This is a genomic window from Roseibium sp. RP-7 (assembly GCF_053005225.1).
Genome location: NZ_JBRKQA010000003.1, coordinates 339,682 through 366,465 on the forward strand (window position 1 = coordinate 339,682; position 26,784 = coordinate 366,465).

Genomic DNA, 26,784 nt, shown 5'->3' on the forward strand with positions numbered 1-26,784 from the left:
TCACCGGCCCGGTTCAATCGTCAGAATGTCCGGAAAGGAAACGGGGGCGAAGGCTCCGGTCAGCTTGAAGGTGGTCAGGTCTTCCTCGCGCGAGACCAGCTGGTCCTGACGGGCCAGCTCGGCGATGGTCTCCTTCAGGGTTTCGATCTCGCGCAGGATGAACGCCCCCGTGTCCGGCAGCATGCGGCGGGAGAGCGTGAAGAACAGGGACTGATTGCCACCCGGATTGGCTATCACCTGCCCCAGAAAGCGCATGTTGATTTCCTTCAGCAGCGGGATCAGCGGCCCGTCCGGACGGAACCTGAGGGGCTCCTTGCGCGTGATCTTGACGCGGTTGCCTGGATGCACTTCTGCCAGCCCCAACGCCTCCAGCACCCGGCCCAGTCGGAACATGTCCTCTCCCGAGAGATCAAAACGGCGCTCGATTTCCTGTTGCGGGATCGGCTCACGCAGCAGGATGAAGAGATAAAACAGCGACGGATCCGCAGCGAGCCGCGCTTCCGTTGCCACCGGCAGGACGCTTGCCTCTTCCGAATTCCGCTCTGCCCGATGCAATACGTCCGCCAGCGGCACCTCCAGAATTTCGCAGATCTCCAGCAACCGGCTTAGCTTGCAATCGTGCCCGGCGAAGATCCGCTTGACCGTCGGCTCCGATATTTCCATCCGGCTTGCGAGATCCGCATAGGTCATGCCACGTGCCTTCAGCACGCCCTGCAAGATCTTGAAGGTATCACCGCGCATATTCCTGATCCCGAATTCGACAGTTTGAGTATCGTTTTTTGATACCAAATGATCATCAATTGCAAGAAAAGTTCGCCTTCTGCAGGAGAGGTCCAGTTCAACTTTACGAAAGGACTTCCCATGCAGACCTTCAAACCCCTGGCCGCCGCGCTGCTGCTCGGCCTTTCAACGCTCCCCTCATCAGCCGGTTCACTCTGGTCAACGGACGGTTTCGACATGCCTGAATCCGTGGCCTTTGACGCTGCCGGCAACCGGCTCATCGTCAGTGTCATGGAAGGCGCGCCGAATGCGGTCGACGGCAACGGCCATCTGGCGCTTCTGTCCACGGACGGGAAAATCATAGATGCCAAATGGGCAACCGGAATGGACGCTCCCAAGGGACTGGCGCTGATGAACGGCAAGGTCTTCGCGGCCGATCTCACCAGTTTGCGGGTTGTCGACGCCCAGACCGGCAAATTGCTGCAGTCATTGCCTGCAGAAGGCTCGGTTTTCCTGAACGATGTGACCACCAGCGGCGACGAAATCTTCGTTTCCGACATGATGACGAACACCATCTGGCACTACGCGGATGGCACTTTTGAAAAATGGCTGGAAAGCCCCGAACTCAATCACCCCAATGGCCTTTACTGGGACAACGGCCGCCTGCTTGTCGGGGCCTGGGGCAAGGGCCTGAAGAACGATTTCACCACTGAAGCACCCGGCAGCCTGCTTGCCATTGATCCTGCCACCAAGGCTATCAGCGTCGTGGCGCGGGACATTGGCAACATCGATGGCATCGCACGGCTGAACGGCAAGCTCGTCCTCAACGACTGGATCAACGGCAAGGTCTTCGAGATTGGTCCTGACGGTACACCGAACGAGATCATGAGCGAACCCGCCGGCCTTGCCGATATTTCCACCCACGATGACGTCCTTTACCTGCCGCATATGCTGGAAGGCAGGATCGAGGCGGTCAGACTAGACTAGCACCAGACCCTGCAAACGCTTCATCGCACGGGTCAGACGGCAAAAACGGGTTGGGCATCACATGCCCAACTCGCCCCTTACAACCTGACGACGAGCGGCCAATCAATTCCTGATGTACGCACCTCAATTTGTGTTACCTTCCACGCAGATTGGCCCCAGCGTTCGGCAAGTCGAACGCAGCATCAGCCGCCGGGCGAAGACCGGCAGAGCAGGGTCACACAGGGATCAAGGTCGAGGGATAGCGCGATGGAAGCCTACAAGATCAACCCGGAGTTCGTCATTTCGGATGAAGAAACGCTCCGGAGCCACTATTCCGAACTATCACCGCTGGCAGCAAAAAAGTGCCTGAGCGCGCTGGACAAGCATGCTCGGGACTTCATTGCCCGCTCGCCGATTTTGTGCCTCGGCACGCAGAACAAGGACGGCAAGGCGGATGTCAGCCCGCGTGGCGATCCGGTCGGCTTCGTCAAGGTTCTCGACCCGCAAACGCTTGCCATTCCGGACCGTCCGGGAAACAACCGCCTCGACAGTCTGGCCAATATTGTCGCCAACCCGAATGTCGGGCTTCTGTTCCTGGTTCCCGGGTTTGACGAGACCTTGCGCGTCAACGGCAGGGCAACGCTTGTAACCGATCCGGATCTTCTTCAAACCATGAGCGTGAAGGACCGTGCGCCCAGGCTCGCCATTGTCGTGAAGGTGAGCGAGGTCTTCCTGCACTGCGCCAAGGCGTTCCGGCGCTCACACCTCTGGGACCCCGAACACCAGCAGGACCGCAGCGAAATGCCTTCGCTTTCCAAGATCATTCTGGACCAGACGACCGGCGCGCCGGATGAAAAGGAAATGCAGAAGCTGGATGCTGCGCTGGAGGAGACCTACCGGAAAACGCTTTATTGAGCGGATCCCGAGCAGCGATTTCACCGGCAGAAGACAGACCGCAGAGGAGCGCTGACGCTCCCTTGCATCGCCTCATACCCTAAGGGGCCATCTCAGGCCCGAGCCGCTTCAATCGCCGACGCCATGATGTCCAGCCCCTGATCGATCTCGTCATCCGAGATCGTCAATGGCGGGGCGATGCGGAAGACCGCGCCCATGGCCGGCAGTTTGACGATGTTCATGCTGAGCCCGCGTGCCATTGCCTCGGCGCCGATCCGGTCTGCCATCGCGAGATCCGGATGGCGGCTGGCCCGGTCGGTCACGATCTCCAGCCCGAGCAGCAGCCCACGGCCGCGCACATCGCCAACACACTCAAAACGCTGCTTCAAGCCTTCCAGTCCGGCTTGCAGGCGCTGGCCTGCCGACACCGCACGGCCGATCAGTCCATCCCGTTCCACCACATCCATCACCGCCAGTCCGACAGCAGCGGGCAGAGGATCGGACACGTGGGTGGTCAGGAACACGAACCCTTTCCGGTGCGCTTCTTCCTCGATGGCACGGCTCGTCAGCACGGCGGAAAGCGGCAATCCGGCACCCAGTGTCTTGGACAAGGTCAGGATGTCCGGTGTCACCCCGTCGCGCTGGAAGGCGAACATATGCCCCGTCCGACCGATACCGGTCTGGGCCTCGTCCAGGATCAGCAGCATCCCGCGCTCGTCGCACTTCTGGCGCAGTGCCGCGAGATAGCCCTCCGGCAATTCGATGATGCCCCCTGACGACAGGATCGGCTCTGCAATGAAGGCAGCAAGATTGCCGGTGGACTGGCTGTCGACCAGCGCAAAGGCATCGTCCAGCTCGGTCTTCCAGTCCAGATTGCCGTTCGAATCCGTAAACCGCGGCCGATAGGCATTGGGGGCGGGAATTGCAAACGACCCCGGATTGACCGGCCCGTAGCCCCGCCGGTTGTGACTGTAGGTGGCGGAAGCGGCTGCCCCGGTCATGCCGTGCCAGCTTTTGGTAAAGGCCACGATCTCGTGCTTGCCGGTAACCAGCTTTGCCAGACGGATGGCAGCCTCGTTGGATTCCGCCCCGGTGGACAGGAGCAGCACCTTTTCCAGACCGGGCACGAGAGATCCAAGGCGCTTCGACAAGTCGACGACCGGGCGGGACAGCATTCCGCTGAACAGGTGGTCGAGCTGGCCGATCTGCTCGCGCACGGTGCGCACGATATCCGGATGGGAATGCCCCAGGATGGAACTCATCTGACCGGACGTGAAATCGAGGATTGGTGCGCCTGAGCTGTCGTAGACATAACTGCCTTCGGCACGTTCGATGACACGTTGTTCGAACACAGGGCCATACCGCAGGACGTGATCCGACACGTCGGACCAGAACCCGGTATCCGTGCTGTTGCTGGCGCTTTCCAATGCCATGATGCGTCTCCTGATCCGGCCGGCTGAATTGACTGCAGCAAGTTTAGGAGAAGCCTTGCATTCAATAAAATTCAAAATTTAGATTATGATATTCAATTGGATTGATATCTCATGCCTGTTCTGGAAATCGCCTTGCTGCGCAGTTTCATGGAAGTCGCCCGCAGCGGCTCGATCAGCACCGCAGCGCGGCAAGTGGGGCGGACACAATCCGCCGTCAGCATGCAGATGAACCGGCTGGAGGCGATTGTCGGCCAGCAGATCCTGCGCCGCACACGCGGGGGTGTGGAACTGACGGCAGCAGGTGACAGGTTTCTGGTCCAGGCGGAACGCATTCTTGCCGTCCACGACGAAGCACTTGCCACCCTGCCGGGGGCAGGCCTGCATGGTCTGATCAGTTTCGGCTGCCCGGAAGACTATCTGACCGCCTTCTTTCCCGATCTTCTGAAAGGGTTTGGCGCGCGTCATGGCGATGTCGAGATCGAGGTGGTCTGTGCCCCGACAACGGAATTGCACCTTCAGCTGCAGCGCAGGCGGATCGATCTTGCGCTGATTTCCGTTCCCGGCGAAGACGCGTCCGCCCGCATCCTGAGGCCGGAAAGCTTTGTCTGGGTGGCCAATCGTCCCGATCCGGAGATCCTGCAAAAGGATGTTGTGCCGCTTGCACTTTCGGCGCCGGACACATTGGACCATCGCGCCGCCCGCACCGCCATGGACCAGGCAGGCAAGCCCTATCGCATCGCCTTTGCCAGCAATGGCCTTGCGGGCCTGTTGGCGATTGCCCGGTCCGGCCAGGCCATCAGTGTGGTGACCCGCTCCGCGGTGCCGCATGATCTCCACATCGTGGAGGCCGGCCTGCCGCCGCTTCCCGGCATCGGCGTCACGCTGGCTTATGCGTCGCCAAATCCCTCGGCTGCAACGCAGGCATTCGGAGAATTCGTGGCGGAGAAGCTGCGCAGCCCGGCGACGAACTGACATCACAACACCGCGCCGGGCAATATCCGGTCCATTCGGCCGGATGCCAGGCCGGCGGGGATCAAGCGCCGGGCATCCAGGCGTAGACGGTGTCCAATGCGTCCTGCGAGACGGATCGGAACCCGCAGGCGAGGTAAAAATCATTGGCGGGACTACCGTTGAGGGCCATCAGCCGGATCGGCACTACAGCCGCTTCTGCCTCAGCCTTCAGGCCCTCGACGACATCTCGGCCAAGCCCAAGCCCCTGATAGGCCGGGCTGACATAGAGATGATCGAGATAGAAATGGTCGGCGTGCCTGCGCACGACAAAAAAGCCGGCAATGTCTTCTTCCACCAGGATGATCCTTGTGTCTGTGGCAACAAAGCTGCCCAGGAAACGCTCCCGCGCTCGAAGGGGGTCAAACCGTCCGACGGCTTCGAGGCTCGGCCGCATTGCCTCGACGCGAATGTCGGCAAGCATTTCCGCATCGGCCTCAACTGCCGCTTCAATCCGGTAGATTTTTCGAGACATTCGTTTCCTCGCCAGCGGGAGACAGACGACACCTGCCGCATCTGATCACCTTCACGGCGCGGGCAATCTTGCAGACAGGCGCTCGACCAGTGCTTCTCCGGCAGCCTCGATATGTCGCCTCAGGATGTCGCAGGCTTCCGCGCCGTCCCGGCGGCGGCAGGCTTCAAGCAGGTCCCGGTGTTCCTGATGAGAGCGCCGGGTGTAGTCGAGCTGCGCCGCCGCAAGCCTCAAGTACCGGTCGCCGGCCTCATTGAGCGCGGCAATCTGTGCCAGCAGCCGCGGCCTTGCGCAGGGCTCATACAGCGCGAAATGAAACGCCTTGTTCAAGGCTCCGAAGTTTTCCAGGTCCGACGCTTCGGCCTTGTCCTGAATGGCTGCGGCTCGGTCGATCTGGCTGTTGGTCAGCTCCGGAATGGCAAGGCGCAAGGCCAGTGTCTCCAGCGCCGCCCGCATTTCGTAAACCTCCCTGAATTCCTCCGGATCAAGCGGGGCAACGATGGCGCCCTTGTTCGGCGGCATCTGCACCAGTCCTTCGGCCTCCAGCAGGCGCAGCGCATCGCGAACAGGCATCCGGCTGGTCTCGAACAATACCGCCAGCCGTTCCTGGCGCAGCGCCTCTCCCGGTTTCAGCTCGCCCGAGACGATCTTTTCCCGCAGGGCATCGGCCACCCGAATGGCCTGATCTCCGGTTCTTTTTGCGCTTGTCCGCTCTGTCATCTGTCCGTCCGGCTGGGTCTTTCCGCCTTCGTAGACAATCAGCGACTTGACTGCAATCCGGCAAATATGTATCCAGTTTTTAAATTTGGATACAAAAAGGATATTACAGATGACCGTCTCACGATTGAAGGACATTCCGGGAATTGGCGTGGACAAGATGGGACAGGCCGCCGATGACGCCGGACATTCCGACATGCTTCGGCTGGAGAACCTGGATACGGACCTTCGCCCGCCGGAGGAGGCACTGGAAGCAACGCTGGCTGCCATCGGCCGGGATGACGCCAACAGCTATCTGCCGTTCCTGGGCACGAATGACATCCGCAGGGCCGCAACCAGCCGGATATCGGCCACCACCGGCCAGCCCTACGACTGGACAACCCAATGCGTCATTTCGGCGGGCGGCCTGTCCGGCATCCTCAATGCCCTGCTGGCAATCCTGGAGCCGGGCGACGAGGTCATCATCACCGATCCCGCCTACGCGGGCCTGCTCAACCGCATCCGCCTGGCCGGCGGCGTTCCGAAGCTGGTTCCGCTAAGGGTGGTCGACGGCGGCTGGCGTCTTGATCTGGAAGAACTGCGCCGCGCAGCCAGCGCCCGAACCCGGGCCGTTTTGACCATGAGCCCGTCCATGCCGACAGGCATCGTCCACACGGCGGAAGAATGGAACGCCATTGCGGAAGTCGTGATGCACACCGGCGCGTTTTTGCTGCACGACGCCGCCATGGAGCGTCTCCTTTACACCGGCAAGCCGGTGATCCACCCGGCCAGCCTGGATGGCATGGCGGAGCGCACGATAACGGTGGGCTGCGTTTCCAAGGAATACCGGATGATCGGCTGGCGGGTCGGCTGGACGGTCGGTCCCGCCCCGATCATGGCGGACATCGGCCTTGTCAGCCTCACCAACGTCGTCTGCCAGGTCGGCATCGCAATGCCCGGCGCTGCGGCCGCCATCACCGCGAAAGACGACGGCATCGCCGCTGCAACGGCAACCTGGAAAGCCCGCCGGGACATCATCCTGCAGGCACTGTCGGACCTGCCCGTTGTGCGCCCGGATGGCGGCTGGTCGCTGCTGATCGACACCGCCGAGCTTGGCTACTCCCCGGTGGAAGCCTCCCGGATGCTGTTCGAAAAGGGGCGGATCGCGGCAACACCGATGACCGGCTGGGGCAGCGAGGACATCGCCGGACGCTACCTGCGTTTCGTCTTCGCCAACGAGCCGGAAGAAAGGCTCGGCGATATCCGCGAGCGGTTGCGCCTCGCCTGGCAGGTCTGACGGCACCTCCCCAGCCACGACACCTCAGGAAAGCCCTGCCAGGGCTTTCTTCCTCCCTCACGCTCTACCGCCGGTCCGCACCGGTTTCATCACCCCGCTTGTGCCCATAGGCACAGCTTTCCTCGAAAGGACGAAAGACTTGACCACCCGCATCCCAACCCTGGCTGCCTGGCTGTTCCGGCTTGCCGCTCTCTGGATGCTGATCGGACTGGTGCTCGGCATCGTCATGGCGGCAAGCCATGACCACGCCCTCTCGCCGGTTCATGTGCACACCAACCTTCTCGGCTGGGCAACCCTGGCCCTGACCGGGCTCCTCTACACGGTAATCCCGACGATGGCGGACAACAGGTTTGCCCGCCTGCACTTTTGGCTTCATGCGCTTGGTCTGCCGGTGATGATGGCGGCGCTGGCCGCCTATGCGCTTGGCCATTCGGCGATGGAGCCCGTCATCGCGGTTGGTGCGATCGCGGTCACCGCCGGGCTTGCCTTTTTCACGGTCAACCTGTTCCGGACACTTTGACCGGACGGGTTTCACCCAACTCGCCCAAGTTCCGTGTCCGGGGCCCGCAGTCGCAACACTGCGGGCCATTTCCGTTTGCCGCTCGAACCGGCACACAATCGCCGGCCTGTCTTGACAGCGTCACAGCTGGCCGTCCCTATATCACCAGTTGTGCCGGGGACGACTCGGCACCCCATCGGCAAACCGCAAGGAGACGGCGCATGAAGATCGGCAAGACCACGGTAACGGCAGCCTGCGCATTGGCCATCACCTCATCTGGCCTGCTGGCGCCACGCCTTGCGGATGCCTGCACCCGGGTGGTCTATCTCGGTGCCAGTGAGCAAGTGATCACCGCCCGCTCGATGGACTGGAGGACCGATGTCGGCACGAACCTCTGGCTGTTCCCGCGCGGCATGAAACGCAATGGCGAAGCCGGTGAAAACTCCCTGGAATGGACCTCGAAATACGGCAGCGTCATTGCCTCCGGCTACGACATTTCAACGACCGACGGCATGAACGAAGCCGGGCTTGTCGCCAATGTGTTGTGGCTGGTGGAATCCGAGTATCCAGAATATGACAGCTCCAAACCCGGCCTGACGATCGCCGCCTGGGCGCAATATGTGCTCGACAATTTCGCGACCGTTGAAGAGGCCGTCCGCGCGCTGGAGGCCGAACCCTTCACCCTCTTCAGCGACAATGTTCCTAGCGAAGAACGCCTCGCCACCCTGCACCTGTCCCTGTCGGATGCAAGTGGCGACAGCGCCATCGTGGAATATATCGGCGGCAAGCAGGTGATCCACCACAGCCGCGCCTACCAGGTGATGACCAACTCGCCGACCTTCGAAGAGCAGTTGGCCCTGAACCAGTACTGGAAGGAAATCGGCGGCACCGTCATGCTGCCGGGCACCAACCGTGCGGCGGACCGCTTTGCCCGCGCATCGTTCTATGTCGACGCCATCCCGAGAACCGAAAGCCCGGTCGAAACGATTGCCAGCGTCTTCGGCGTCATCCGCAATGTCTCCGTGCCGCTCGGCATCACCACGCCCGACCAGCCGAACATCTCCTCCACCCGCTGGCGCACCGTCGCCGACCAGAAGCGCAAGCTCTACTTCTTCGAATCCGTGGTGACCCCGAACATCTTCTGGATCGACTTCAGCCAGGCCGACTTTTCACCGGAAACAGGCAAGGTCATGAAACTCGACCTCGGCCCCAACCAGACCAACATCTACTCCGGCATGGCCAACGCGCACTTCCAGGAAGCAGAACCGTTCCGGTTTCTGGGGCGGTAGGACGCGGGAAGGGCTGCTTTGCGTCGCCAAGGCGGACGTTCGCAGGTTTTTCGGTCCAATCTGCAAAGCCGCCGCTCGTTGCGCTACGCACGAAGGTGCATAGAGGGCGGAAAGCAGTCGTTCGCTGCGTTCGACACGAACGGCTTCTGTGAGCAGATCGCTGCCGATCGCCGAGACGCTCAGGACAGCCGCACCGACACCAAGCTCAGAAAGCGAAGTAGGATAATAACGCCTGATCCTTCGATACGCCGTGTGGATGCCGATTTACGACTTACTGATCAACGCTCATGCTAACTGTATCAAGGATAGGTCGGACGCTGAGTTGGTGGATTTCCCCTAAAAGGCAAATGGCTACCACTTTTCAAACTCGTCTCGCAGTAATTCATATCTCCCCATGTGCCCCCCAATATCATTAGTGTTTCGGTTCAGGGCATCGAAGCGTGAGAATACCGGATCCATATGGCTGTTTGGATTTGCCTTCTGTTGATCCCTATTCAGCTTTCTGCGCCGCTCGAAATCCACCAAGAACTCCCTTAGAAGGTGGATTCTCATCGTATCTTGATTGCGGACAAGCCAATAGTAGACGGGTACCATCCCAGACGAGGACAGGAGCGGGTCTTTAGGCAAGAAGACCTCTTGCATCACATCTAGATTATTCATCACCCTAATGCCTGAGAGCTCTAATCTGTCAGGGTCCACATTCTTATCCCTCGCAAATTTGTCGAGATCAGACTTCTTGGTGCCTGCAAGCTTTCCATAATATTCGAACAAAATGAGTTTTGCTGCCGCATTTACTTCATTCATCCGTTTCGTGCTGAATTTAATTGTCTCCTCAAAGAAGGGATGAGACGCCGCCTTTCTGATCACTTCAGACACAGGGCCGGACATAGCATTTCTAACTTCGGAACCTGTCAGAGACTTGCTTCTGTTCAATCTGACAAATAGCTCATTTATCTCCTCCTCGCGGTCTGAAACAACACTCATCACGGTCCAGCTTTCGTTCTCAAAAGCCTCGGCCACGTCAGGGTGGGATTTCTCCAGGTCCCGATAACTCAAACCGCCAAGCTTTAGTTTCGGCTTCTTTCTCCAAATAAAATCTTCATTTAAAACCACCTTATTTTCAAAGAAGTCGATGACGGCTTCATACCTTTGCTTTCCATCAATGATCGCATACGGAAGCCGCTTTTCGTTAAGAGTCGAATCCCTGTAGCGGAAGTCCGCAAGGTAAATTTTTGGAATGTCGAATCCATTTATGATGGAGTCGATGAGGTAGGCTTTGTCGGATTGTGACCATAGCCGCCCCTTGCGTTGATAGGGCGGAGACATATCAACTTCGTTTCGATGTGAGTACCACCACCGCAAGGTCTTAGGGGGATGATTAGCGATATCGAGATAGCCGAATCCTTCAGACATATCCGTTCTCCCTGCGCAGTTCTTTTGCCAGCCCTTCTATTTCTGGAAATACCACTGACTCCGTGGTGCCTTTCCTGTAAAGGGAGTTCCTGATGTCGTCGATTTTGTCAGCTGGAATAACTATCTTTTCCAAGCAACCAACTTTGAAGTCACTGGCCTCATAAAACTTATTCATTGGAAGTGTCGACTTTCCAAACAGAGAGAAGACGCCACGTTGGGCGACGATCCTTGGACTATTGTACGATCCGAACATCATTACTGGCGTGTCCGGCATTTCTGCGATATCGGTTCCCGGTCTGTGCTTCGCGATCTGGTCGTCGCTTTCATCAAAAACTCCTCCGCTATAGGAGATGTGTTTGAATGCTGATTGATTCCATTTCTCGGGATCGCATAGCCAGATCGCAGCATCGGCGCCAGCGTGCTTTTCCAACGGTTCTAATGCGAAATACGCAGCTACCATTGGATTTTCGGTCCAATCTAATAATCTGGTAGGAACACCGTAGTGCTGCATCAGAAAGATCTTATCCCAGTCATCGACCAAGCGGCGCTGAAGATAGGGAAGAGACCTCTGAACGAACCTTGTAGTGATCTTTGTCTCCAAGGAAAGAATATCCACAATGTCGGCCTTGGTCGGGTGTCTAAACAAACTTGGGGAGAGATCATACTCTGCGGAACGAACTCCTCGGGCCCAAGAGGCATTTGTCTTTGCCTGGAACCTCTCCAATTTAGACAAAAGCTCTGTAAAAGATTTTGCTGTGTGGGTGGTAATCGTCCTGGCCAATATAGTATCTCCTCCCCATTGCGGGCCTAAGCTACACAAGTAGACGCAATAAATTCAGAACTTTCGGCCCACAATGCCGCTACTGAAAGTCGAATGTAAAGCGTTGAACTTAGGTATTTTTTCGCTTCCGATCGAGATTTCCGGAGCAGCCTCCGCCAGAGCCGGCTCGCCAATTGGTTGTTTTTGATCGGCAAGACCCGCGGCTATGGGCCGCTCATCGTTGACACCTCGACCAAGGTGTCCAACTCCGAACTGCCTCCGCTTATTGGTCGCTGCGCTAGGTGCCAATGTTCACATAGGACTAGGACCGGACTTGCCCTGCCCCTAGTTCGAAGGTCCGCTCTGGGCCGAAAGTGTCGAACATACACTCATCAAATTCGGCATGGCGTGCAGTCCCGCCGCAAGACTGCTTTGAGCCATCCTGCTCATTCCTCAGGGTGCAGCGCGCGCTCTGTTCCTGTGCTTGTCTTTCGCGACAATCCGTGGATTACTTTATGCTCACGAATTTATGAGGAAACAGAATGATCGACCCTGCCATATTGCTAACTTACTCGTTGATCGTTCTTGGATTTGTTTTCATCCCTGGTCCCGCAACGATGTTGACTGTAGCACGAGCTACTACGTCGGGAGCCAAAGTAGGGATTGCTACTGGTGCTGGCATCACTGCCGGTGACTTCCTCCATACAGTCATGGCCGTTGTCGGTATTTCTGCAATCATCGCGGCATCAGCCACCCTCTTCACCATTGTGAAGTATCTCGGCGCGGCCTATTTGGTTTATCTTGGCTTAAAGGCGATCTTCGAGAAAACCACGGTCGATCTAGGCCAAGGACGTGTTCCTATTACTGCTTCAACGGCTTTCAGGCAGGCAATCTTGGCTGAAGTCCTGAACCCGAAGACGGCCCTGTTCTTCCTCGCGTTTCTTCCGCAGTTCGTTGCGCCAGAAAAAGGCTTCGTGGCCGTGCAACTCACGCTTCTGGGTGTTGTCTTCGCGCTGATCGGGTTTTTCAGCACAATCGTCTACTCGATTGCCGCCGGTGGTCTTGGAAATTTCCTGCGACGCAACCCGACTGTTCTGAAATGGCAAGGCAAGGTCGTCGGCAGCATATACTGTGCACTCGGAGTTCGCCTCGCTCTGCAAGAACGGTAAGCTGACGTTCAGCCAAAGCAGCAAGGTCCGCAGCGCCGGCGTCTGGTAGCTAGCTGTCTTCGCAGATGTAACGAATGGCTGGCACGACAGGTTGGATCGCAGCGCCATAGCAGCAGGCTAACGATCGGCAAAGGCCACCCTTGGGCCAGGCGCAACGGGACTTCGCTCTTATGCTGCGGCGCATCCGAGGTCGTCAGCAAACCCAAAGTGTCGAGTACTGCCCTTCGGATGAATGTCAGCTTTGCCAAAGCAGTCATAAAATGCGACGGAATCTTGGTTGCCATCCGTATGGGGACCTCTTGCGTTGAACCGGATATCAAAAGATGGAAAAATCAAACCAATCGCGCCGTAGCTTTGTCGGTGGAACCCTTGGCGCTCTCGGCCTTTCGGTTTTGGCAAAGCCGGCGCTCGCCGCGAACCTGACGCCGCGTGCGACCGAAGGACCTTTCTACCCGGCCCCTGCGATGCGAAGGGTTGATGTTGACAATGATCTTGTCAAAATTCTAGGGACCGTCCAGGAAGCTGGTGGCGAGGTTTTCGTGTTGAAGGGCCGTGTGCTCAACACTTCCGGCGCGCCACTTGCGGGTCGGCGGATCGAGATCTGGCAATGCGATATGAACGGCAAGTACCTTCATGGTGGCGACCGCCAGGCGATTGCTTTCGATCCGGCTTTTCAGGGCTTTGGTTACGATATCACTGGCCTCGACGGCAGCTATGAATTTCGCACCATCAAGCCCGTGCCCTATCCCGGCCGCACGCCGCACATTCACGTCAAAGTATTCGAGGACGGACAAGAGGTTCTGACCACTCAGTTTTATATCGCCGGGCATCCCGCCAACAGTCGCGACAGAATTTTCAACCTGCTGTCGGACAGTGAAGTGCAAGCCGTCTCGATGACCTTCACGACGACTGACCGTGAAGAAGAGGCGATTGTTGACGTTGTGGTCTAATCGTACAGCATCCGCAGCTTTCTTTGCCAAATCACCAAAGCGTCCCTTCGAACCGGTGCAGCGAATTCAAACGTTGTCCGGCTGGCCGATATCTTGCTCCATAAAATGCTGAGCTCGGCACGAACGGCCCAATGACGGGCCGCACCGCAGCGTCATGAATTGGCAGTGAACGTCAGCAATGGGCCGAAATTGCCAACGCATGCCGGACCAACGAATGTCAGCTAAACCCGTTCGAGGCACGTAAGCCGACCGTCCGCTCCCACCCCCAAATCTGCCAGTCGGCAATGCGTCCGTCGGTTTACCCTTTTACTGGAACCGCCTCATAAAATTTCCCAATCTTCCCTTACGTTAATTCTTGCATTGCCGCACACATGGGCTCACTATCCAGAGCAGTTACTTGTCATACAAAGCCCTGTGACGCGCCATTTCTTGTGCGTTTCAAAGCAAAAGAAAGATATGCCTGCTGAAGGCATCCAAGGCGCGACAGTCGATCTGGAACCTGACGTATGCCAATTACCTTCGCACCTCGTATCGCCATGTTCGGCTTTGACGCCACGGCCTCGCCCAAGTGGCAAATGGTGCCGAGGGGGTGGGAGCGCACGATTGTGGTGCGGGGGGCAGGTGCCCTTATTCCCGAATTGACCCCCAACGACATTGCCAGGGTCACCTATCGCCGTGTCGGCGCCGAACATCATCTGACGCTCAAGGGCCTCAAGGCCGGCAAGGGGTTTGTCCGCTTTGTGCCGAATGCCGGGTTTGCGGGGCCTGTTCCCAACAGCGACATTCTGGAAATCTCGGTCAAGACCGAGGTCAAGATCAACACGGCGTTTCACTATGTGAAGGACAACGCCGGCCACAAGACCAACCGCAACATGGGCGACCTCAACGCCCTGATACGGGGCGTCAACCGGCTGCTGGACACCCAGGCCAACGTGCGGATGTACAGAAAGAGCGCACGCACGATAACGGTTCCACAGAACCTGGGCGCCACGGTACGGTTTTCCAGCCACCTGGCGGGTGTCGCGGCCGCCGAACATGAATGGGACGATGTCACGGCCTTTGCCGATGCTGCCGCGGATTTCAATGTCTTCTTCGTGTGGCAGTATGAGCAGGATGCGACGCCTGCGGTCAACAACACCCGGGCCGGAACCCTGGCCGCCGAGAAGAACTGCCTGATGCAAGATACGATCACCGGCTCAACCCATGCCGAAACCCTGGCACACGAGACCATTCACCTGCGCGGCATCGGCCCGCACAGCGGAACCGCAACACACCTGATCGCCAGTGGCGCGGTGCGGACGGGGCAGCTGATTTCGCGCGCCCAGGCCAACATCATCAATCCGTCGGGCACATAATGGTTCGACACCGCAACCTGGCCGGATGCATCGCAGGGGCGTTTCTGTTCACCTGGATTGCAGGAAGCACTATGGCAGACGACATGAACCTTGAGGCAGAGATCGACACAGCGCTGGCCGGAGGCTCGACGGAGGCTGTAGTGGAGGCAGGCCCGGCCGCCGTCGCTCCCCTGGCGGCGCGCCTGGCCGCGGCGAAGACCACCGGGGAAAAATCAGCCCTGGTGGATCTGCTGTCCGCCGTCGGCGGTGCCGAGGCCCTGGCGCCCGTCTTGCCCTACATCGGTGATGCCGACCCGGACCTGCGCGCACGCGCCAGCGCCGCAGCGCTGAAAGTCGTGCTGGCCAATGGCTCACCGTCTGGCCCCGTTGCCGAGCAGCTTCAGACCGAAGTAACAGCGGCACTGGAAGCGCCGGACGCGGAAGGCGGCGTGTTGCTGCTGGGGGCACTGGCACCCGGAGCGGAAGATGCGCTTGAAGCTCACCTTTCCGGCACACGCCTGGTCAAGGCGCAACCACAGGAGCCCACGGCCCCCGCAGCCCTGGCAGCCCGGCTGGCGCTTTCGGCCTTGGGGGACGATGACGCGCGAACCAGCCTCCTGAAACAAATCCCCGAGGCCGAGCCGGACAGCCTCGTCTTCATGCTGAAGGCCTTGCCTCTGATTGACGCGCCCGAGGTTCTGCATGCCCTGGCCGCAACCACCCTTTCCTCAGACGCCCCCGTAGCGGACGGTCTGCCCAGCGGGGCGGAACCCGCCCGGGAGGTGGCCGACGTCGCGGTCGAGGCGTTTGTCGCGCGTCTGAACCTCACCCCTGGCTTCAAGGTGACACCGGGTGCCATCTACACGGCGGACCAACGGGCCGAAGTCGAAAGGCTCATCACGAGCTCCATCCCGAACTAGGCAAACCGGTCTTCCAACTCTCTTTTTCGCCCCTGATACTTCTGCCCAGGACAAATGACCGGATTTTACATTAACGAAAGGTCCCATCGGTAAACTGGAGAAAACCTTCCAGAGACGAGAAAGTGATGCCGTCTTCCAGTAACGCCGCTCTCGAAATTCTCAATCTTCACAAGCGTTTCAGCGAACCCGCGGTCAACGATCTCTCGTTGAAGGTGCGCAAAGGCGAATTCTACGCCTTGCTGGGCCCCAATGGTGCCGGCAAAACCACCACGCTGCGCATGGTCGCCGGCCTGCTTCAGGCCGATGCGGGGGCGGTCAGGGTCTGCGGCATCGATGCGTTTGCGGATCCGATTGCCGCCAAGCAGGTTCTGGCCTGGGTTCCGGACGAACCCATGGTCTACGACAAGCTTACGCCGCTTGAATATCTCGAGTTCGTGGCAGGCCTCTGGAGCATGCAGCCGGACCTTGCAAGGTTCAAGGCCGACAACCTTCTGGACGCCTTCGGACTTGCCCCCCATGCCAATGAGCGCTGCGGCGGGTTCTCGAAAGGCATGCGCCAGAAGGTGGCGCTCGCCGGAGCCCTGATCCATGAACCGCGCCTGATCATCCTCGACGAACCGCTCACCGGCCTCGATGCAGGCTCTGCCCGCCAGGTGAAGAAGGTGCTGACCGGGCTTGTCGCGCAGGGCGTGTCGATCATCATGACGACCCATATCCTCGAGGTGGCGGAGCGCATGGCCGACCGGATCGGCATCATCGCCCGCGGACAGCTTGTAGCCGAAGGAACGCTGGAAGAGCTGCGCCAACGGGCAAGCGCCGGCGGCCATTCCCTGGAGGACATTTTCCTGGAAATCGTGGGCGGCGACGCCGGCGCACATGCGAACACGGCCGAACTCCTTGATGAGAAGGTGGCATGAGAGCGACGGCGGCTTCTTCCGCCCTGTTGCGTTTCTCCCGCCATGAATTGCGGCTGGCATGGCGCGACTGGGCCTGGATGTTTTCAGGCTGGCGCAGCACGAGCCTGCGACGCGCCCTGATCGGCATGAGCCTCTTCTACGCGGTCATGCACCTGATCGCCTATGCCGTGCTTTCCCCCCGCTTTGCCACCGGGTTTGTTCTCGACCAGACAGCACAGGCAGCACTTTCGGTCACGGTGCTGCTCAGCTTCACCATGATGCTGTCACAGGCGATGGAGTCGGTAACCCGTGCGTTCTACGCCCGGGATGACCTGGACCTGATCCTGTCTTCCCCTGCCCCATCGCGTGACCTGTTTCTCGTGCGCATCGTCATGATGGCCTTGACGAGCTGGGCCATGTCGGCGCTGGTCATCTCACCGTTTCTCAATGTTGCGGTGGTGCTTGGCGGGGAGCACTGGCTGGCGGGATATGTGGTTCTTCTGGCGGTGTCGCTGAACGCGACCGGGGCAGGCGTTTTGATCACGCTCGCGCTGTTCCGAACGGTTGGCGCGCAGCGCACGCGGTTCTATGCGCAAATTCTGGCAGCGGTCGTTGGCGCGGCCTTCCTCATCGGGATGCAGGTGGTGGCGATCCTGTCCTTCGGGTCGATGTCGCGGTTCACGCTGTTCGACCCTGCCTTTCTGGCAAGCCATGCGCCGGGGGAGGGCTCGCCGTGGTGGTTCCTCGCCCACACGGTGGCCGGACAGACCAATGCCGTGTTCCTGTTCCTGGCGGTTTCCGTAGCGTTTTTTGCGCTCGGGGCCTGGCGCGGCGCGGTCCAGTTCCGCAGCATTGTCGTGCTCGCACTTGGCGTTACGGAAAAGACCCCGCGCGGCCGCGCTTCCGAGCGGACCTTTCGCAGTTATTCGCCGCTCGGTGCGCTCGTCTTGAAGGAACTCAAGCTCATCGCCCGCGATCCCTGGCTGATATCCCAGACGCTGATGCAGGTTCTCTATCTCATCCCGCCGGCTGTCATGCTCTGGGTCAGCTTTGGCGAGAAAACCGAGATTTCCGTGATCGTCGCCCCGGTTGTCGTCATGGCGGTTGGACAGCTTGCCGGCGGCCTCGCCTGGCTGACCATCTCCGGTGAGGACGCACCCGACCTGATTGCAACAGCCCCCATCTCTGCGTTCACACGTCTGTGGGCGAAAGTGCTGTCGGTGCTGACGATTATCGCAGCAATCGTGCTGCCGATCTCCCTGGGCCTGGCGCTCATATCGCTCTGGGGCGCTGTCATCACCGCCGCCGGCGCGATGACCGCGGCAGCAAGCGCAGTGCTTGTTCAACTCTGGTTCCGGGCGCAGGCCAAGCGCACAACCTTCCGGCGCCGTCAGGTCGCTTCCAAGGCCTCCACGCTTGCGGAGGCCGCCGCGTCCATTGCCTGCGCGGCCGGCACGGCCCTCGTCGCGGCGGCAAGCCCGCTGGCGTTCCTCCCGGTCTTCCTGCTCCTGAGTGTACTTGGGATCTCCTGGAGCATCCGCCCGAAACACAGCGCAAGCGCCTGAGGGGCATCACACTTCAGGCAAGTGACTGTTGACTGAAATATCGCCAGCCAACCTGCAAATGGGGCGGCGCGAGGGGCAAATCGACCGCCGGAACGACGCCCAAGCAAGTTCGCTCAAGGATCCTGCGAAGCTCTGCGGGTGCCGCATTCGGCAAGATATCGATGATAGAAGTCCGTGTTCAGGTCGCTCGCCTGGCGTTGCAGTGAAGTCGTTTCGATAGCCTGGCCAGGCATGCCCAGCCAGTCCAGCAGGAGCTGTGTTGCCGCGCGGGGATCCTGGGCGAAACGCTCATAGGCGGCATGGAACGGCACGATGCCGTTCTGTCTGAAATAGGCCAGCCAGCTTTCGCAGTCCTGCGAAATCCAGTTCACAAGCCTGTCGATGCTTTCAAAATCGTAGCTGGGCTCGGCGATACGCTCCTGCGCGGAAACCCATTGCTGGGTCTGGATGGCAATGTGAAGCGATACGGCCTGATAGTAGATGTCGCCCCGGTGATTGTAGACGTAGATGCAGTCGCCAAAGAGCTCCTCCAGCATCGTCACGCCGAGTTCCCGCAGCAGGTCGAACTGATAATTGTGCAGCATCAACGAGACCGGCAGACCTGAACCGGCGTCAAAATGCCGGATCGCCCGCACGTAGCGCTTCAGCTCCTCTGCCGTTGCGGGCAGATCGTGAAACTCCGGCAGGAAGTGCCTGATCTTCTTGTCGAAATGCCCCTGCCCGAACCACTCGTAGCTTTGCCGGGTCACCTTCGACGCACTCAGCATCGTTGCCAGCGCCGTGCTGCCCGTTCTCTGGGTGGACGCAAATACGATCGTGTCGCACGCAAGGCGGTGTGGGGCTGTCACGAAGGTACCTCGCCCGGGAAAAATGTTGGCAACCGCAAGCTTGGGCCGACTGGATTTGCGGGTCAACAGGCGTTCCAACACATCGCCTTGAAACGGCAGGCAGGCAAAACCGGAGGAGCCTTTTCCTCCTGCCTGCAAGAGACAGCAAGCCGATCACTGCCTCCTGCGTGCTCAGAAACCGGACATGCAGTTTACTGAACCTGTCCTTAAGCAAATTCGCGTCTAGTCAGCAATGCGCATGCGCCGCGTTGCCGGAAACGGCAAAGGTTCGAGCGTGCGCAGAGCTTACCGCCGCGCGAGGGGCCGGTGTCCGCATATCAATATGCATTTGAGGTATTTTGGAATGAATTTCAGAGCTTTTGTCTCGGTACTGGCCTTGCTGCCGGCAACAGGTGCGGCTGCCGCGCCGTTCAGCAGCGGCGATTGGGAAGCCGCCAGGATCGGCAGCACCTGCCTTGTCTATAACAACGCCCCGGCGCGCGACACCTCCGGCTCGTTGCAGTTCAGCTTCGACGTCAAAGGCTATAATGCGGATTTCACATACGAATATGCGCCCTACACCGAAAACGAAGAAGACCCCTGGGCCGAAACCGACCTGGTTGAAATTACCATCGACGGAGAAGATTCCTGGCTGGGAGGAGAAATGTTTCCCGTCGGCATGCAGGACCCTTACCAGATCTCGATGACGTCCGGCTTCGTGAAGGACATGGCCGCCGCGGTGGCAGATGCGCAGACAACGATCGACATTTCCGTCGAGCGCGAAAGCCTGGGCGAAACCTGGCTCTACGGCCGCTTCTCGCCGGCCGGCTTCAGCGAGAGCCTCGCCAAGGCCGCCGAGATGTGCGACTTCGACCCGGCCAATTTGCCGGAATCCTGATCAAGCGTCGGCCACGCACCCGTCACGGGCGCTTGTTTCCTCAAGTGCCCGGACCATGCTCGAATCCGCCTAACAGAACGCCGTCACAACGGGCTGCGGCAATCCTGTCTTTCTTAAGCGGGGCATAAAGATCGGACTCATACCAGGCTCGGGCAGTCTGGCTGTCGGGAAACTCGATCAGCACCGGGATATTTGGCGTCCAGTCACCTTCCAGAACGCTATCCATGTCGCCGAGAACACGGTAGCGCCCGCCAAAGTGTTCCACGGTTTCAAAGACCTTGGCGCGATAGGCACCAAGCCGTTCCGGATCGCGGATTTCCCTGACGTCGAAAAACACGAATGCAGCCATGGCGAAGTGTCCTTCCGTTGATTTCTTACCTGCGGCTGGAAATGCTAAACTTGGACATGTCCCGGCTCCATGCTCCACCGTCCGCAAGTTCTGCCCCCGCATCCGCGCAGGAAACGGCACCCCCTGCCGGGTCTGAACCGGCACAGGATCCACTCGCCGACGTTCTGAACCTCGTGCGCCTGACCGGTGCGCTGATGTTTCTGGTGGATGCCAGCGACCCCTGGTGCGTCGATATTCCCCACACGAATGCCTACCGCGCGATCCTTGCAGATCCCGGGCAGCACGTGCTGTCCTATCATGTCGTCCTGGAAGGCTCAGGCCTGGCCTCCATACCGGGCGAGGCACCCATCCGGTTCAACCGGGGTGACGTTCTCGTCTTCCCGCAGGGTGATGGGTACCGGATGGAAAGCGCAGCTGGAACGCCTCCCGAGTTCAGTGCGGACGAGGTCGTCAACTTTTTCGAAAACCTTGCCGCCGGACGCTTGCCGAGCATCGTTCCGGAAGGCGGTGGCAGAGACCCGCGGGCCTTGTTCCTGTGCGGGTTCCTCGCCTGCGACGCCAGACCCTTCAACCCTCTGCTTGCAAGGCTCGAACGCCGGCTTCTTGTCTCGCCATCCGAAAGGACTGATGACAGTTTGCAAAGGCTGATCGACATAGCCCGGACAGAAATACAGTCAGACCAGCCCGGCAGCCGCAGCGTACGCCTGCACCTGTGCGAACTGATCTTCATCGAAACGCTTCGTCGCCATGTGCTGTCGCAGGCCCCGGCGAGCGAAGGCTGGCTCGGCGCCCTCACTGACCCGGTCGCCGGTGCCGCGATTACCGCCATACACGCCGACCCGGCATCGGACTGGACGCTGGAACGACTTGCCCGGCAGATCAACACCTCTCGTACGGTGCTGACCGAACGGTTTGCCGGAAAAATGGGTCAGGGACCGATGCAATACGTGACGTCCTGGCGCCTGCAGCTCGCGGCGCGTCAATTGCGGGACAGCAGATCATCAATTGCAGAAATCGCCTGGAGCGTGGGCTACCGGTCGGAAGCGGCGTTTTCCCGCGCATTCAAGAAGATGGCGGGCATGTCACCCGGAGCCTGGCGGCGGATTGGCTGATCCTGCGGGCATGGCTCACCGGGCGAAAAAGGCGAACGGACCTTGCATCAAAGCGAGCGTCTAAACCTCGCCGCTGACCACCAGCTGCATGCGGTCGGCCGCCACGCGGGCGCGGGTGTATTGCAGGGGCTTGCCGGTCATGTCCAGGTTGACGCTTTCCATCACCATCACCGGCTGGCCCAGTGCCAGACCAAGCTGCTGGGCATCGCGGTTTTCGACCAGCTCGGCCGTGATGCGCGTTTCCTTGCGGCGGTAATCGGAAATGCCGGCGCGTTGCAAAGCCGCCGTGATTGATCCGGTATCGGCATAATCAGCGACGAAATTGGGCACTCGGGACTGTTCGAACCAGCTTGTGGCCGCAATCATCGGCACACCGTCGGCAACGCGCAGGGTTTCCACGCGAATGAGCAGCGTTCCGAGCGGCACGCCAAGCTGATGCGCCAGAAGGGCGTCGGCTTCCTCGACGGCCGAGCCGATCAACCGGCCGGACGGGGCCCGAAGTTGGCCTGAAACGATTTCCGAAAAGCGCGTGCGTGGCCCGATGGGATAGCTGAGCGGGGCTGAGGCAACAAAGGTACCACGGCCCTGGTCGGCCCGCAGAATACCATCCGACGTCAGCGCGGCGATCGCCCGGCGGACCGTGTGGCGGTTGACGCCGAACCGGCTTGCAAGCTCGGATTCCGGAGGCAGGCGGCTGCCTTTTTCAAAGGCCCCGCTCACGATTTCCGCCTTCAGCGTTTCCATGATCTGGCGCCACACCGCAATTCCGGCGCTGCGGTCGAGAGTGCTGTTCGTCGTCATGAGCCCGTCATCAAATTTCGGTACCAAAGAGTCAACCGGATTATTTGTCTAGACAAATAGACAAATCAAGTCTAGGACAAGGGCGTTTTCAAACGCTTTCCGAAGAACCGCCCAACCCAAAAGGCGCGCTTCATGACAGACATTACCTCTTCCGCCTCCCCAGACACCCAACCCGGCGCAGCCGTGAGCGCCCGCCAGAAGGTGATCGCGACGCTGGCCGCAGCCTCCGCCGAGGCCGTCGCGGAAAAATTCAACGCACTTCCGCCGCAAAGCTACGAGCTGGTGCGCCAGCCCGAAACCGGCCTGGTGATGGTGCGCGGCCGCATGGGCGGCACCGGCAGTCCGTTCAACCTGGGCGAGGTCACCGTCACCCGCTGCGTTGTTCGCCTGGAAACCGGTGAAACCGGCAATGCCTACAGCCTTGGCCGCAATAAGCAGAAAGCGCTGCAGTCCGCCGTGATCGACGCCCTGTGGCAACGCCCTGCAATGCAGGAGCGCATCGAGACGGACATCATCGCTCCGCTGGCCGAAGCCCAGGCAGGCACGCAGGAAACCGTTCGCGAGGAAACCGAGGCCACCAAGGTCAACTTCTTCACCATGGTGCGGGGAGACAACTGATGAGCGCAGTACAACAGACCGCCGCCGCCCCGCTGGCCGCAGGATTTCAGGACCCGGTTCACGATGCGCAGGGCTGCTTTCGCGCTATCATGAATGCCATGGCCCGGCCGGGTACGCGGCAGGCGATTTCCGCCGGCAATCTGAAGCCGCCCGCACCGCTGACGCAGGTGGCCGCCGCCATTGCCCTGACCCTGTTCGACTACGACACGCCGATCTGGCTCGACAAGCCTCTGATGACGTCGGACGCCGTGAAGACCTTTCTGCGCTTCCACACCGGCTGCTCGATCGTCACCGAACCGGTGGAAGCGGCCTTTGCGCTGGTCAGCGCACCGGTAAGCATGATCCCCCTGGCAAGTTTCAACCAGGGATCGGCCGAATATCCGGACCGGTCGACAACGGTGATCCTGACCGGTCAGGACTTCGGGTCCCATCCGGCCGTCTCCTTTAGCGGCCCGGGCATCAAGGACACCGTTTCCTTTGGCACCGGTCCGGTTCCGCCAGTGTTCTGGGACCAGGTGATCGCCAACAACCGCCAGTTTCCACGGGGTATCGATCTGGTTTTTGCCGGACAGGAAGCACTGTCTGCCCTGCCCCGTTCCACCCGCATCCTCAAAGCGGAGGTCTGATCCATGTATGTAGCCGTAAAGGGTGGTGAAAAGGCCATCCGCAACGCCCACAAGCTCATGGCCAAGCGCCGCCGGGGCGACACCTCCGTTCCCTCGCTGACGCTGGAGCAGATCGCCCAGCAGCTGTCCCATGCTGTCGCCCGTGTCATGGGCGAAGGCTCGCTCTATGACGAGATGCTGGCCGCACTTGCCATCAAGCAGGCGCGCGGAGACCTGATCGAAGCCGCGTTTCTGATGCGTGCCTACCGCACGACCCTGCCACGGTTCGGCTACAGCCAGCCGATTGACACCGCGAAGATGCTGGTGGAACGGCGCGTTTCAGCCACTTACAAGGACCTGCCGGGCGGCCAGGTGCTGGGCCCGACCTTCGACTACAGCCACCGCCTTCTGGATTTCGCGTTGGCCGCCGAAGAGGACGGTCTCGAAAAGCCTGTCGAAACAGCTGCCGCTGAAGAAGGCAGCATGCCGCGCGTCACCGACCTGCTTGGCGACGAAGGCCTGATGGAGCCGGACCCGGTAACCGACGAGAACGCGCCCGTCGGCGACCTGACCCGCGAGCCCCTGTCCTTCCCGGCCGACCGGGACCTGCGCCTGCAGAACCTTGCCCGTGGCGACGAAGGCTTTCTGCTGGCGTTGGCCTATTCCACCCAGCGCGGCTATGGCCGCACACACCCTTTCGCCGGCGAAATCCGCTACGGCGAGGTCGAGGTGGAATTCTTCGCCGAGGAACTCGGCTTCGCCGTGACGCTCGGCGCCATCAAGGTAACCGAGTGCCAGATGGTCAACCAGTTCAAGGGTTCGGCCAAGACCGCCCCGACCTTCACCCGGGGGTACGGCCTCGTGTTCGGGCAGGTGGAGAGAAAGGCCATGTCCATGGCCATGGTCGACCGTTCCATGCGGTGGCAGGAACTGGGCGAGGAACAGTCCGCCCCGGCTCAGGATGTCGAATTCGTCCTGTCCCATTCAGACAACATCCAGGCGACCGGTTTCGTCGAACACCTGAAGCTGCCGCATTACGTCGATTTCCAGGCCGAACTCGATCTGGTGCGCCGGATGCGCGGCGAATGGTTCGAAAAACGACGCCAGGAAGAAGAAGAGGGCAACACCGCCCAGGAGGCGGCGGAATGAGCAGCGGACTTAGTCATATGACGTTCATCGTCAGTGATCTGGACAGGATGGCGAACCTGCTGACGACGGTGCTCGGAGCCCGGGAAGTCTACTCCAGCGAAGAGGCCACCTTTTCCCTCTCCCAGGAAAAGTTCTTTCTGGTCGGTGACGTCTGGATCGCGATCATGCAGGGCGAGGCCCTGAACGAGCGCACCTACAACCACGTGGCTTTCAAGATCGAAGAGGAAGACTTCGACACGAAGCTGGCAGCCGTCGAGCGGCTTGGCCTGGAAGTCAAACCACCGCGCGCCCGCGTCGAAGGTGAAGGCAGGTCCATCTACTTCTACGACAACGACAATCACCTGTTCGAGCTGCACACCGGAACGCTGGACATGCGCCTCGACCACTATCGCCGGATACTCAGGGAACGGAGTGCTGCGCAATGAACGACACGGCTCAGATTTTCGAACAGGGCGAATACAACTTCGCCTATCTGGACGAGCAGACCAAGCGCATGATCCGCCGGGCAATCCTGAAGGGCATCGCGATACCGGGTTACCAGGTGCCTTTCGCCTCGCGCGAAATGCCGATGCCCTATGGCTGGGGCACCGGCGGGGTGCAGGTGACGGCGGCGATCCTAGGCAAGGACGATTGCCTGAAGATGATCGACCAGGGCTCCGACGACACCACCAATGCGGTTTCCCTGCGCGGTTTCTTTGAAAAGACCGCCGGCGTGCGCACCACCTACGAGACATCGGAGGCAAGCGTCATCCAGACCCGCCACCGGATTCCGGAAAAGGCCCTGCGCGAAGACCAGATCATTGTCTTCCAGGTGCCGATTCCCGAGCCCCTGCGTTTCCTGGAGCCACGCGAAACCGAGACTCGGAAGATGCATGCGCTCGAGGATTACGGCCTCATGCATGTGAAGCTTTACGAGGACATCGCCAAGAACGGCCATATCGCCACTACCTACGCCTATCCGGTGAAGGTCAACGACCGCTACGTGATGGATCCTTCGCCGACGCCGAAGTTCGACAACCCGAAGATCGACCAGATGGCAGCGCTTCAGCTTTACGGTGCCGGACGTGAGAAACGCATCTACGCCATTCCGCCCTACACCAAGGTGAAAAGCCTCGACTTCGAGGACTATCCTTTCGAGGTGCAGAAGTTCGACAAGCCCTGCGGCCTGTGCGGCGCGGAGAATGTCTATCTCGACGAGGTGATCCTGGATGACAAGGGCGGGCGCATGTTCGTCTGCTCCGACAGCGACTATTGCGAGGAACGGCGCGCGGACGGCCATCTCGGCCCGATGGCGGCCGATCCGGCGGCACACCAGTTCGGCGCCACCCAGGCAGAGGAGACCGCCCGATGAACGCCTTTCCCTCCGCGGACCCGCTGCTGCAGGTTCATAACGTCACCCGCTATTATGGCGACCGCATCGGCTGCGCCGATGTCTCCTTCGATCTCTGGCCCGGTGAGGTGCTTGCCATCGTCGGCGAAAGCGGCTCCGGCAAGACCACGTTGCTCAACTGCCTGTCGACACGTCTCGCGCCGACGGCGGGAGCTATCGAATACCGCATGCGCGACGGCACCATGCGCAACCTCTATCAGCTGACCGAGGCCGAGCGCCGCCTGCTGATGCGCACCGACTGGGGGTTCGTGCACCAGAATGCTGCGGACGGGCTGCGCATGAACGTTTCCGCAGGCGCCAACGTCGGCGAAAGGCTGATGGCGGTTGGCGAGCGCCACTATGGCAACATCCGCTCCACCGCCGACGACTGGCTGGGACGGGTGGAAATCGACAGCGACCGGATCGACGACGATCCGCGCTCCTTCTCCGGCGGCATGCGCCAGCGCCTGCAGATCGCCCGCAACCTCGTCACGAGACCAAGGCTGGTCTTCATGGACGAGCCGACAGGCGGTCTGGACGTTTCCGTGCAGGCACGTCTTCTCGACCTCTTGCGCCGACTGGTCGCCGATCTCGGACTTTCCGTGGTCATCGTCACCCACGACCTTGCGGTCGCCCGGCTGCTGTCGCACCGGATCATGGTGATGCGCCACGGCAACGTCATCGAAAGCGGCCTGACGGACCAGGTGCTCGACGATCCGCGCGAGCCCTATACCCAGCTGCTTGTTTCTTCCATTCTCCAGGTATGAGGACCGAA

29 protein-coding genes are annotated in these 26,784 nt (G+C 60.2%); 20 read left to right on the plus strand and 9 right to left on the minus strand.

Annotated elements, in window-relative coordinates; translation table 11 throughout:
- The gene (locus tag ACVDG9_RS24390; RefSeq protein WP_447239203.1) at nucleotides 1–741 is read right to left on the minus strand and encodes a helix-turn-helix domain-containing protein; all 741 of its coding nucleotides are present in this window, start codon (nucleotides 739–741) and stop codon (nucleotides 1–3) included.
- Between the two features lie 120 nt (nucleotides 742–861).
- On the opposite strand from ACVDG9_RS24390, the gene ACVDG9_RS24395 reads away from it, so the two are divergent.
- Nucleotides 862–1,707, plus strand: coding sequence for an SMP-30/gluconolactonase/LRE family protein (locus ACVDG9_RS24395; RefSeq protein WP_447239204.1), 846 nt, complete (start codon nucleotides 862–864; stop codon nucleotides 1,705–1,707).
- 246 nt (nucleotides 1,708–1,953) lie between these two features.
- On the plus strand, nucleotides 1,954–2,601 hold the full coding sequence (locus ACVDG9_RS24400; protein WP_447239205.1) for a pyridoxamine 5'-phosphate oxidase family protein: 648 nt from the start codon (nucleotides 1,954–1,956) through the stop codon (nucleotides 2,599–2,601).
- Nucleotides 2,602–2,693: 92 nt separating this feature from the next.
- On the opposite strand, the gene ACVDG9_RS24405 is transcribed toward ACVDG9_RS24400, so the two are convergent.
- Nucleotides 2,694–4,013: an aspartate aminotransferase family protein gene (locus ACVDG9_RS24405; protein ID WP_447239206.1), complete on the minus strand. Its 1,320-nt coding sequence runs from the start codon at nucleotides 4,011–4,013 to the stop codon at nucleotides 2,694–2,696.
- 111 nt (nucleotides 4,014–4,124) lie between these two features.
- Here ACVDG9_RS24405 and ACVDG9_RS24410 point away from each other — a divergent pair, with 111 nt between their 5' ends.
- Nucleotides 4,125–4,985: a LysR family transcriptional regulator gene (locus ACVDG9_RS24410; RefSeq protein WP_447239207.1), complete on the plus strand. Its 861-nt coding sequence runs from the start codon at nucleotides 4,125–4,127 to the stop codon at nucleotides 4,983–4,985.
- Nucleotides 4,986–5,046: 61 nt separating this feature from the next.
- Here ACVDG9_RS24410 and ACVDG9_RS24415 read toward each other — a convergent pair whose 3' ends face one another.
- Together ACVDG9_RS24415 and ACVDG9_RS24420 are read right to left on the minus strand one after the other, a co-directional pair.
- On the minus strand, nucleotides 5,047–5,496 hold the full coding sequence (locus ACVDG9_RS24415; protein ID WP_447239208.1) for a GNAT family N-acetyltransferase: 450 nt from the start codon (nucleotides 5,494–5,496) through the stop codon (nucleotides 5,047–5,049).
- A 51-nt stretch (nucleotides 5,497–5,547) separates the two neighbouring features.
- Entirely contained in the window at nucleotides 5,548–6,213 is a 666-nt protein-coding gene (locus tag ACVDG9_RS24420) for a GntR family transcriptional regulator (protein ID WP_077291467.1), read from the minus strand.
- 109 nt (nucleotides 6,214–6,322) lie between these two features.
- Here ACVDG9_RS24420 and ACVDG9_RS24425 point away from each other — a divergent pair, with 109 nt between their 5' ends.
- The 3 genes from ACVDG9_RS24425 (at nucleotide 6,323) to bsh (ending at nucleotide 9,274) form a co-directional block, all read left to right on the plus strand.
- Entirely contained in the window at nucleotides 6,323–7,486 is a 1,164-nt protein-coding gene (locus ACVDG9_RS24425; protein ID WP_447239209.1) for a pyridoxal phosphate-dependent aminotransferase, read from the plus strand.
- Nucleotides 7,487–7,625: 139 nt separating this feature from the next.
- The gene (locus ACVDG9_RS24430; RefSeq protein ID WP_447239210.1) at nucleotides 7,626–8,006 is read left to right on the plus strand and encodes a hypothetical protein; all 381 of its coding nucleotides are present in this window, start codon (nucleotides 7,626–7,628) and stop codon (nucleotides 8,004–8,006) included.
- 200 nt (nucleotides 8,007–8,206) lie between these two features.
- The gene (bsh, locus tag ACVDG9_RS24435; RefSeq protein ID WP_447239211.1) at nucleotides 8,207–9,274 is read left to right on the plus strand and encodes a bile salt hydrolase; all 1,068 of its coding nucleotides are present in this window, start codon (nucleotides 8,207–8,209) and stop codon (nucleotides 9,272–9,274) included.
- A gap of 351 nt (nucleotides 9,275–9,625) precedes the next feature.
- On the opposite strand, the gene ACVDG9_RS24440 is transcribed toward bsh, so the two are convergent.
- Both ACVDG9_RS24440 and ACVDG9_RS24445 read right to left on the minus strand, forming a co-directional pair.
- Nucleotides 9,626–10,687 carry a DUF262 domain-containing protein gene (locus ACVDG9_RS24440; protein ID WP_447239212.1) on the minus strand — a complete coding sequence of 354 codons (1,062 nt, stop codon included), beginning with the start codon at nucleotides 10,685–10,687 and terminating at the stop codon, nucleotides 9,626–9,628.
- Complete coding sequence (locus ACVDG9_RS24445; RefSeq protein ID WP_447239213.1) at nucleotides 10,680–11,468, minus strand: FRG domain-containing protein; 789 nt, start codon at nucleotides 11,466–11,468, stop codon at nucleotides 10,680–10,682. The genes ACVDG9_RS24440 and ACVDG9_RS24445 overlap by 8 nt, the downstream gene beginning before the upstream one ends.
- Nucleotides 11,469–11,989: 521 nt before the next feature.
- Between ACVDG9_RS24445 and ACVDG9_RS24450 the strand changes: the two genes are divergently transcribed.
- From ACVDG9_RS24450 to ACVDG9_RS24475, 6 genes are all read left to right on the plus strand, one after another.
- Entirely contained in the window at nucleotides 11,990–12,616 is a 627-nt protein-coding gene (locus ACVDG9_RS24450; protein WP_152509127.1) for a LysE family translocator, read from the plus strand.
- Nucleotides 12,617–12,939: 323 nt separating this feature from the next.
- Complete coding sequence (locus ACVDG9_RS24455; protein ID WP_447239214.1) at nucleotides 12,940–13,566, plus strand: dioxygenase family protein; 627 nt, start codon at nucleotides 12,940–12,942, stop codon at nucleotides 13,564–13,566.
- Nucleotides 13,567–14,072: 506 nt separating this feature from the next.
- Entirely contained in the window at nucleotides 14,073–14,921 is an 849-nt protein-coding gene (locus ACVDG9_RS24460) for a hypothetical protein (RefSeq protein WP_139314088.1), read from the plus strand.
- A 71-nt stretch (nucleotides 14,922–14,992) separates the two neighbouring features.
- Complete coding sequence (locus ACVDG9_RS24465) at nucleotides 14,993–15,820, plus strand: hypothetical protein (RefSeq protein ID WP_447239215.1); 828 nt, start codon at nucleotides 14,993–14,995, stop codon at nucleotides 15,818–15,820.
- Between the two features lie 125 nt (nucleotides 15,821–15,945).
- Nucleotides 15,946–16,737, plus strand: a complete 792-nt coding sequence (locus ACVDG9_RS24470; protein WP_075282194.1) for an ABC transporter ATP-binding protein — start codon at nucleotides 15,946–15,948, stop codon at nucleotides 16,735–16,737.
- Nucleotides 16,734–18,281 (plus strand): permease, encoded by a 1,548-nt coding sequence (locus ACVDG9_RS24475; RefSeq protein ID WP_447239216.1) that lies wholly within the window; start codon nucleotides 16,734–16,736, stop codon nucleotides 18,279–18,281. Before ACVDG9_RS24470 ends, ACVDG9_RS24475 begins: the two co-directional genes overlap by 4 nt.
- Before the next feature lie 113 nt (nucleotides 18,282–18,394).
- On the opposite strand, the gene ACVDG9_RS24480 is transcribed toward ACVDG9_RS24475, so the two are convergent.
- Entirely contained in the window at nucleotides 18,395–19,129 is a 735-nt protein-coding gene (locus tag ACVDG9_RS24480) for a Stf0 family sulfotransferase (protein WP_447239217.1), read from the minus strand.
- Between the two features lie 343 nt (nucleotides 19,130–19,472).
- On the opposite strand from ACVDG9_RS24480, the gene ACVDG9_RS24485 reads away from it, so the two are divergent.
- Nucleotides 19,473–20,006 (plus strand): hypothetical protein, encoded by a 534-nt coding sequence (locus tag ACVDG9_RS24485; protein ID WP_023002657.1) that lies wholly within the window; start codon nucleotides 19,473–19,475, stop codon nucleotides 20,004–20,006.
- 40 nt (nucleotides 20,007–20,046) lie between these two features.
- On the opposite strand, the gene ACVDG9_RS24490 is transcribed toward ACVDG9_RS24485, so the two are convergent.
- Nucleotides 20,047–20,355 (minus strand): DUF1330 domain-containing protein, encoded by a 309-nt coding sequence (locus tag ACVDG9_RS24490; RefSeq protein WP_289807823.1) that lies wholly within the window; start codon nucleotides 20,353–20,355, stop codon nucleotides 20,047–20,049.
- 56 nt (nucleotides 20,356–20,411) lie between these two features.
- On the opposite strand from ACVDG9_RS24490, the gene ACVDG9_RS24495 reads away from it, so the two are divergent.
- The gene (locus ACVDG9_RS24495; protein ID WP_447239218.1) at nucleotides 20,412–21,467 is read left to right on the plus strand and encodes an AraC family transcriptional regulator; all 1,056 of its coding nucleotides are present in this window, start codon (nucleotides 20,412–20,414) and stop codon (nucleotides 21,465–21,467) included.
- 60 nt (nucleotides 21,468–21,527) lie between these two features.
- On the opposite strand, the gene phnF is transcribed toward ACVDG9_RS24495, so the two are convergent.
- On the minus strand, nucleotides 21,528–22,268 hold the full coding sequence (gene phnF, locus ACVDG9_RS24500; RefSeq protein WP_023002654.1) for a phosphonate metabolism transcriptional regulator PhnF: 741 nt from the start codon (nucleotides 22,266–22,268) through the stop codon (nucleotides 21,528–21,530).
- Nucleotides 22,269–22,400: 132 nt separating this feature from the next.
- On the opposite strand from phnF, the gene phnG reads away from it, so the two are divergent.
- Genes phnG through phnK form a run of 6 tightly spaced genes read left to right on the plus strand, consistent with a single transcriptional unit; the run spans nucleotide 22,401 to nucleotide 26,776 of the window.
- Entirely contained in the window at nucleotides 22,401–22,886 is a 486-nt protein-coding gene (gene phnG, locus ACVDG9_RS24505; protein WP_447239219.1) for a phosphonate C-P lyase system protein PhnG, read from the plus strand.
- The gene (gene phnH / locus ACVDG9_RS24510; protein ID WP_447239220.1) at nucleotides 22,886–23,512 is read left to right on the plus strand and encodes a phosphonate C-P lyase system protein PhnH; all 627 of its coding nucleotides are present in this window, start codon (nucleotides 22,886–22,888) and stop codon (nucleotides 23,510–23,512) included. The genes phnG and phnH overlap by 1 nt, the downstream gene beginning before the upstream one ends.
- 3 nt (nucleotides 23,513–23,515) lie before the next feature.
- A complete protein-coding gene (locus tag ACVDG9_RS24515) occupies nucleotides 23,516–24,640 on the plus strand; it encodes a carbon-phosphorus lyase complex subunit (RefSeq protein ID WP_447239221.1) in 1,125 nt (374 codons plus the stop codon).
- Nucleotides 24,637–25,065: a FosX/FosE/FosI family fosfomycin resistance hydrolase gene (fosX, locus tag ACVDG9_RS24520; protein WP_447239222.1), complete on the plus strand. Its 429-nt coding sequence runs from the start codon at nucleotides 24,637–24,639 to the stop codon at nucleotides 25,063–25,065. The genes ACVDG9_RS24515 and fosX overlap by 4 nt, the downstream gene beginning before the upstream one ends.
- A complete protein-coding gene (locus tag ACVDG9_RS24525) occupies nucleotides 25,062–25,991 on the plus strand; it encodes an alpha-D-ribose 1-methylphosphonate 5-phosphate C-P-lyase PhnJ (RefSeq protein WP_055660043.1) in 930 nt (309 codons plus the stop codon). Before fosX ends, ACVDG9_RS24525 begins: the two co-directional genes overlap by 4 nt.
- Nucleotides 25,988–26,776 carry a phosphonate C-P lyase system protein PhnK gene (gene phnK / locus ACVDG9_RS24530; protein WP_055660045.1) on the plus strand — a complete coding sequence of 263 codons (789 nt, stop codon included), beginning with the start codon at nucleotides 25,988–25,990 and terminating at the stop codon, nucleotides 26,774–26,776. The genes ACVDG9_RS24525 and phnK overlap by 4 nt, the downstream gene beginning before the upstream one ends.
- Nucleotides 26,777–26,784 lie beyond the last annotated feature (8 nt).

What these genes read in the sequence shown, in the direction of transcription:
- ACVDG9_RS24475 (WP_447239216.1), top strand. Translation starts at nt 16,734, where the DNA reads ATGAGAGCGACGGCGGCTTCTTCCGCCCTGTTGCGTTTCTCCCGCCAT.
- ACVDG9_RS24410 (WP_447239207.1), top strand. Translation starts at nt 4,125, where the DNA reads ATGCCTGTTCTGGAAATCGCCTTGCTGCGCAGTTTCATGGAAGTCGCC.
- ACVDG9_RS24470 (WP_075282194.1), top strand. Translation starts at nt 15,946, where the DNA reads ATGCCGTCTTCCAGTAACGCCGCTCTCGAAATTCTCAATCTTCACAAG.
- ACVDG9_RS24400 (WP_447239205.1), top strand. Translation starts at nt 1,954, where the DNA reads ATGGAAGCCTACAAGATCAACCCGGAGTTCGTCATTTCGGATGAAGAA.
- ACVDG9_RS24405 (WP_447239206.1), bottom strand. Translation starts at nt 4,013, where the DNA reads ATGGCATTGGAAAGCGCCAGCAACAGCACGGATACCGGGTTCTGGTCC.
- ACVDG9_RS24415 (WP_447239208.1), bottom strand. Translation starts at nt 5,496, where the DNA reads ATGTCTCGAAAAATCTACCGGATTGAAGCGGCAGTTGAGGCCGATGCG.
- ACVDG9_RS24485 (WP_023002657.1), top strand. Translation starts at nt 19,473, where the DNA reads ATGAATTTCAGAGCTTTTGTCTCGGTACTGGCCTTGCTGCCGGCAACA.
- ACVDG9_RS24455 (WP_447239214.1), top strand. Translation starts at nt 12,940, where the DNA reads ATGGAAAAATCAAACCAATCGCGCCGTAGCTTTGTCGGTGGAACCCTT.
- ACVDG9_RS24460 (WP_139314088.1), top strand. Translation starts at nt 14,073, where the DNA reads ATGCCAATTACCTTCGCACCTCGTATCGCCATGTTCGGCTTTGACGCC.
- ACVDG9_RS24515 (WP_447239221.1), top strand. Translation starts at nt 23,516, where the DNA reads ATGTATGTAGCCGTAAAGGGTGGTGAAAAGGCCATCCGCAACGCCCAC.
- ACVDG9_RS24425 (WP_447239209.1), top strand. Translation starts at nt 6,323, where the DNA reads ATGACCGTCTCACGATTGAAGGACATTCCGGGAATTGGCGTGGACAAG.
- phnH (WP_447239220.1), top strand. Translation starts at nt 22,886, where the DNA reads ATGAGCGCAGTACAACAGACCGCCGCCGCCCCGCTGGCCGCAGGATTT.
- ACVDG9_RS24390 (WP_447239203.1), bottom strand. Translation starts at nt 741, where the DNA reads ATGCGCGGTGATACCTTCAAGATCTTGCAGGGCGTGCTGAAGGCACGT.
- phnK (WP_055660045.1), top strand. Translation starts at nt 25,988, where the DNA reads ATGAACGCCTTTCCCTCCGCGGACCCGCTGCTGCAGGTTCATAACGTC.
- ACVDG9_RS24490 (WP_289807823.1), bottom strand. Translation starts at nt 20,355, where the DNA reads ATGGCTGCATTCGTGTTTTTCGACGTCAGGGAAATCCGCGATCCGGAA.
- phnG (WP_447239219.1), top strand. Translation starts at nt 22,401, where the DNA reads ATGACAGACATTACCTCTTCCGCCTCCCCAGACACCCAACCCGGCGCA.
- phnF (WP_023002654.1), bottom strand. Translation starts at nt 22,268, where the DNA reads ATGACGACGAACAGCACTCTCGACCGCAGCGCCGGAATTGCGGTGTGG.
- ACVDG9_RS24395 (WP_447239204.1), top strand. Translation starts at nt 862, where the DNA reads ATGCAGACCTTCAAACCCCTGGCCGCCGCGCTGCTGCTCGGCCTTTCA.
- fosX (WP_447239222.1), top strand. Translation starts at nt 24,637, where the DNA reads ATGAGCAGCGGACTTAGTCATATGACGTTCATCGTCAGTGATCTGGAC.
- bsh (WP_447239211.1), top strand. Translation starts at nt 8,207, where the DNA reads ATGAAGATCGGCAAGACCACGGTAACGGCAGCCTGCGCATTGGCCATC.
- ACVDG9_RS24440 (WP_447239212.1), bottom strand. Translation starts at nt 10,687, where the DNA reads ATGTCTGAAGGATTCGGCTATCTCGATATCGCTAATCATCCCCCTAAG.
- ACVDG9_RS24465 (WP_447239215.1), top strand. Translation starts at nt 14,993, where the DNA reads ATGGCAGACGACATGAACCTTGAGGCAGAGATCGACACAGCGCTGGCC.
- ACVDG9_RS24525 (WP_055660043.1), top strand. Translation starts at nt 25,062, where the DNA reads ATGAACGACACGGCTCAGATTTTCGAACAGGGCGAATACAACTTCGCC.
- ACVDG9_RS24450 (WP_152509127.1), top strand. Translation starts at nt 11,990, where the DNA reads ATGATCGACCCTGCCATATTGCTAACTTACTCGTTGATCGTTCTTGGA.
- ACVDG9_RS24420 (WP_077291467.1), bottom strand. Translation starts at nt 6,213, where the DNA reads ATGACAGAGCGGACAAGCGCAAAAAGAACCGGAGATCAGGCCATTCGG.
- ACVDG9_RS24495 (WP_447239218.1), top strand. Translation starts at nt 20,412, where the DNA reads ATGTCCCGGCTCCATGCTCCACCGTCCGCAAGTTCTGCCCCCGCATCC.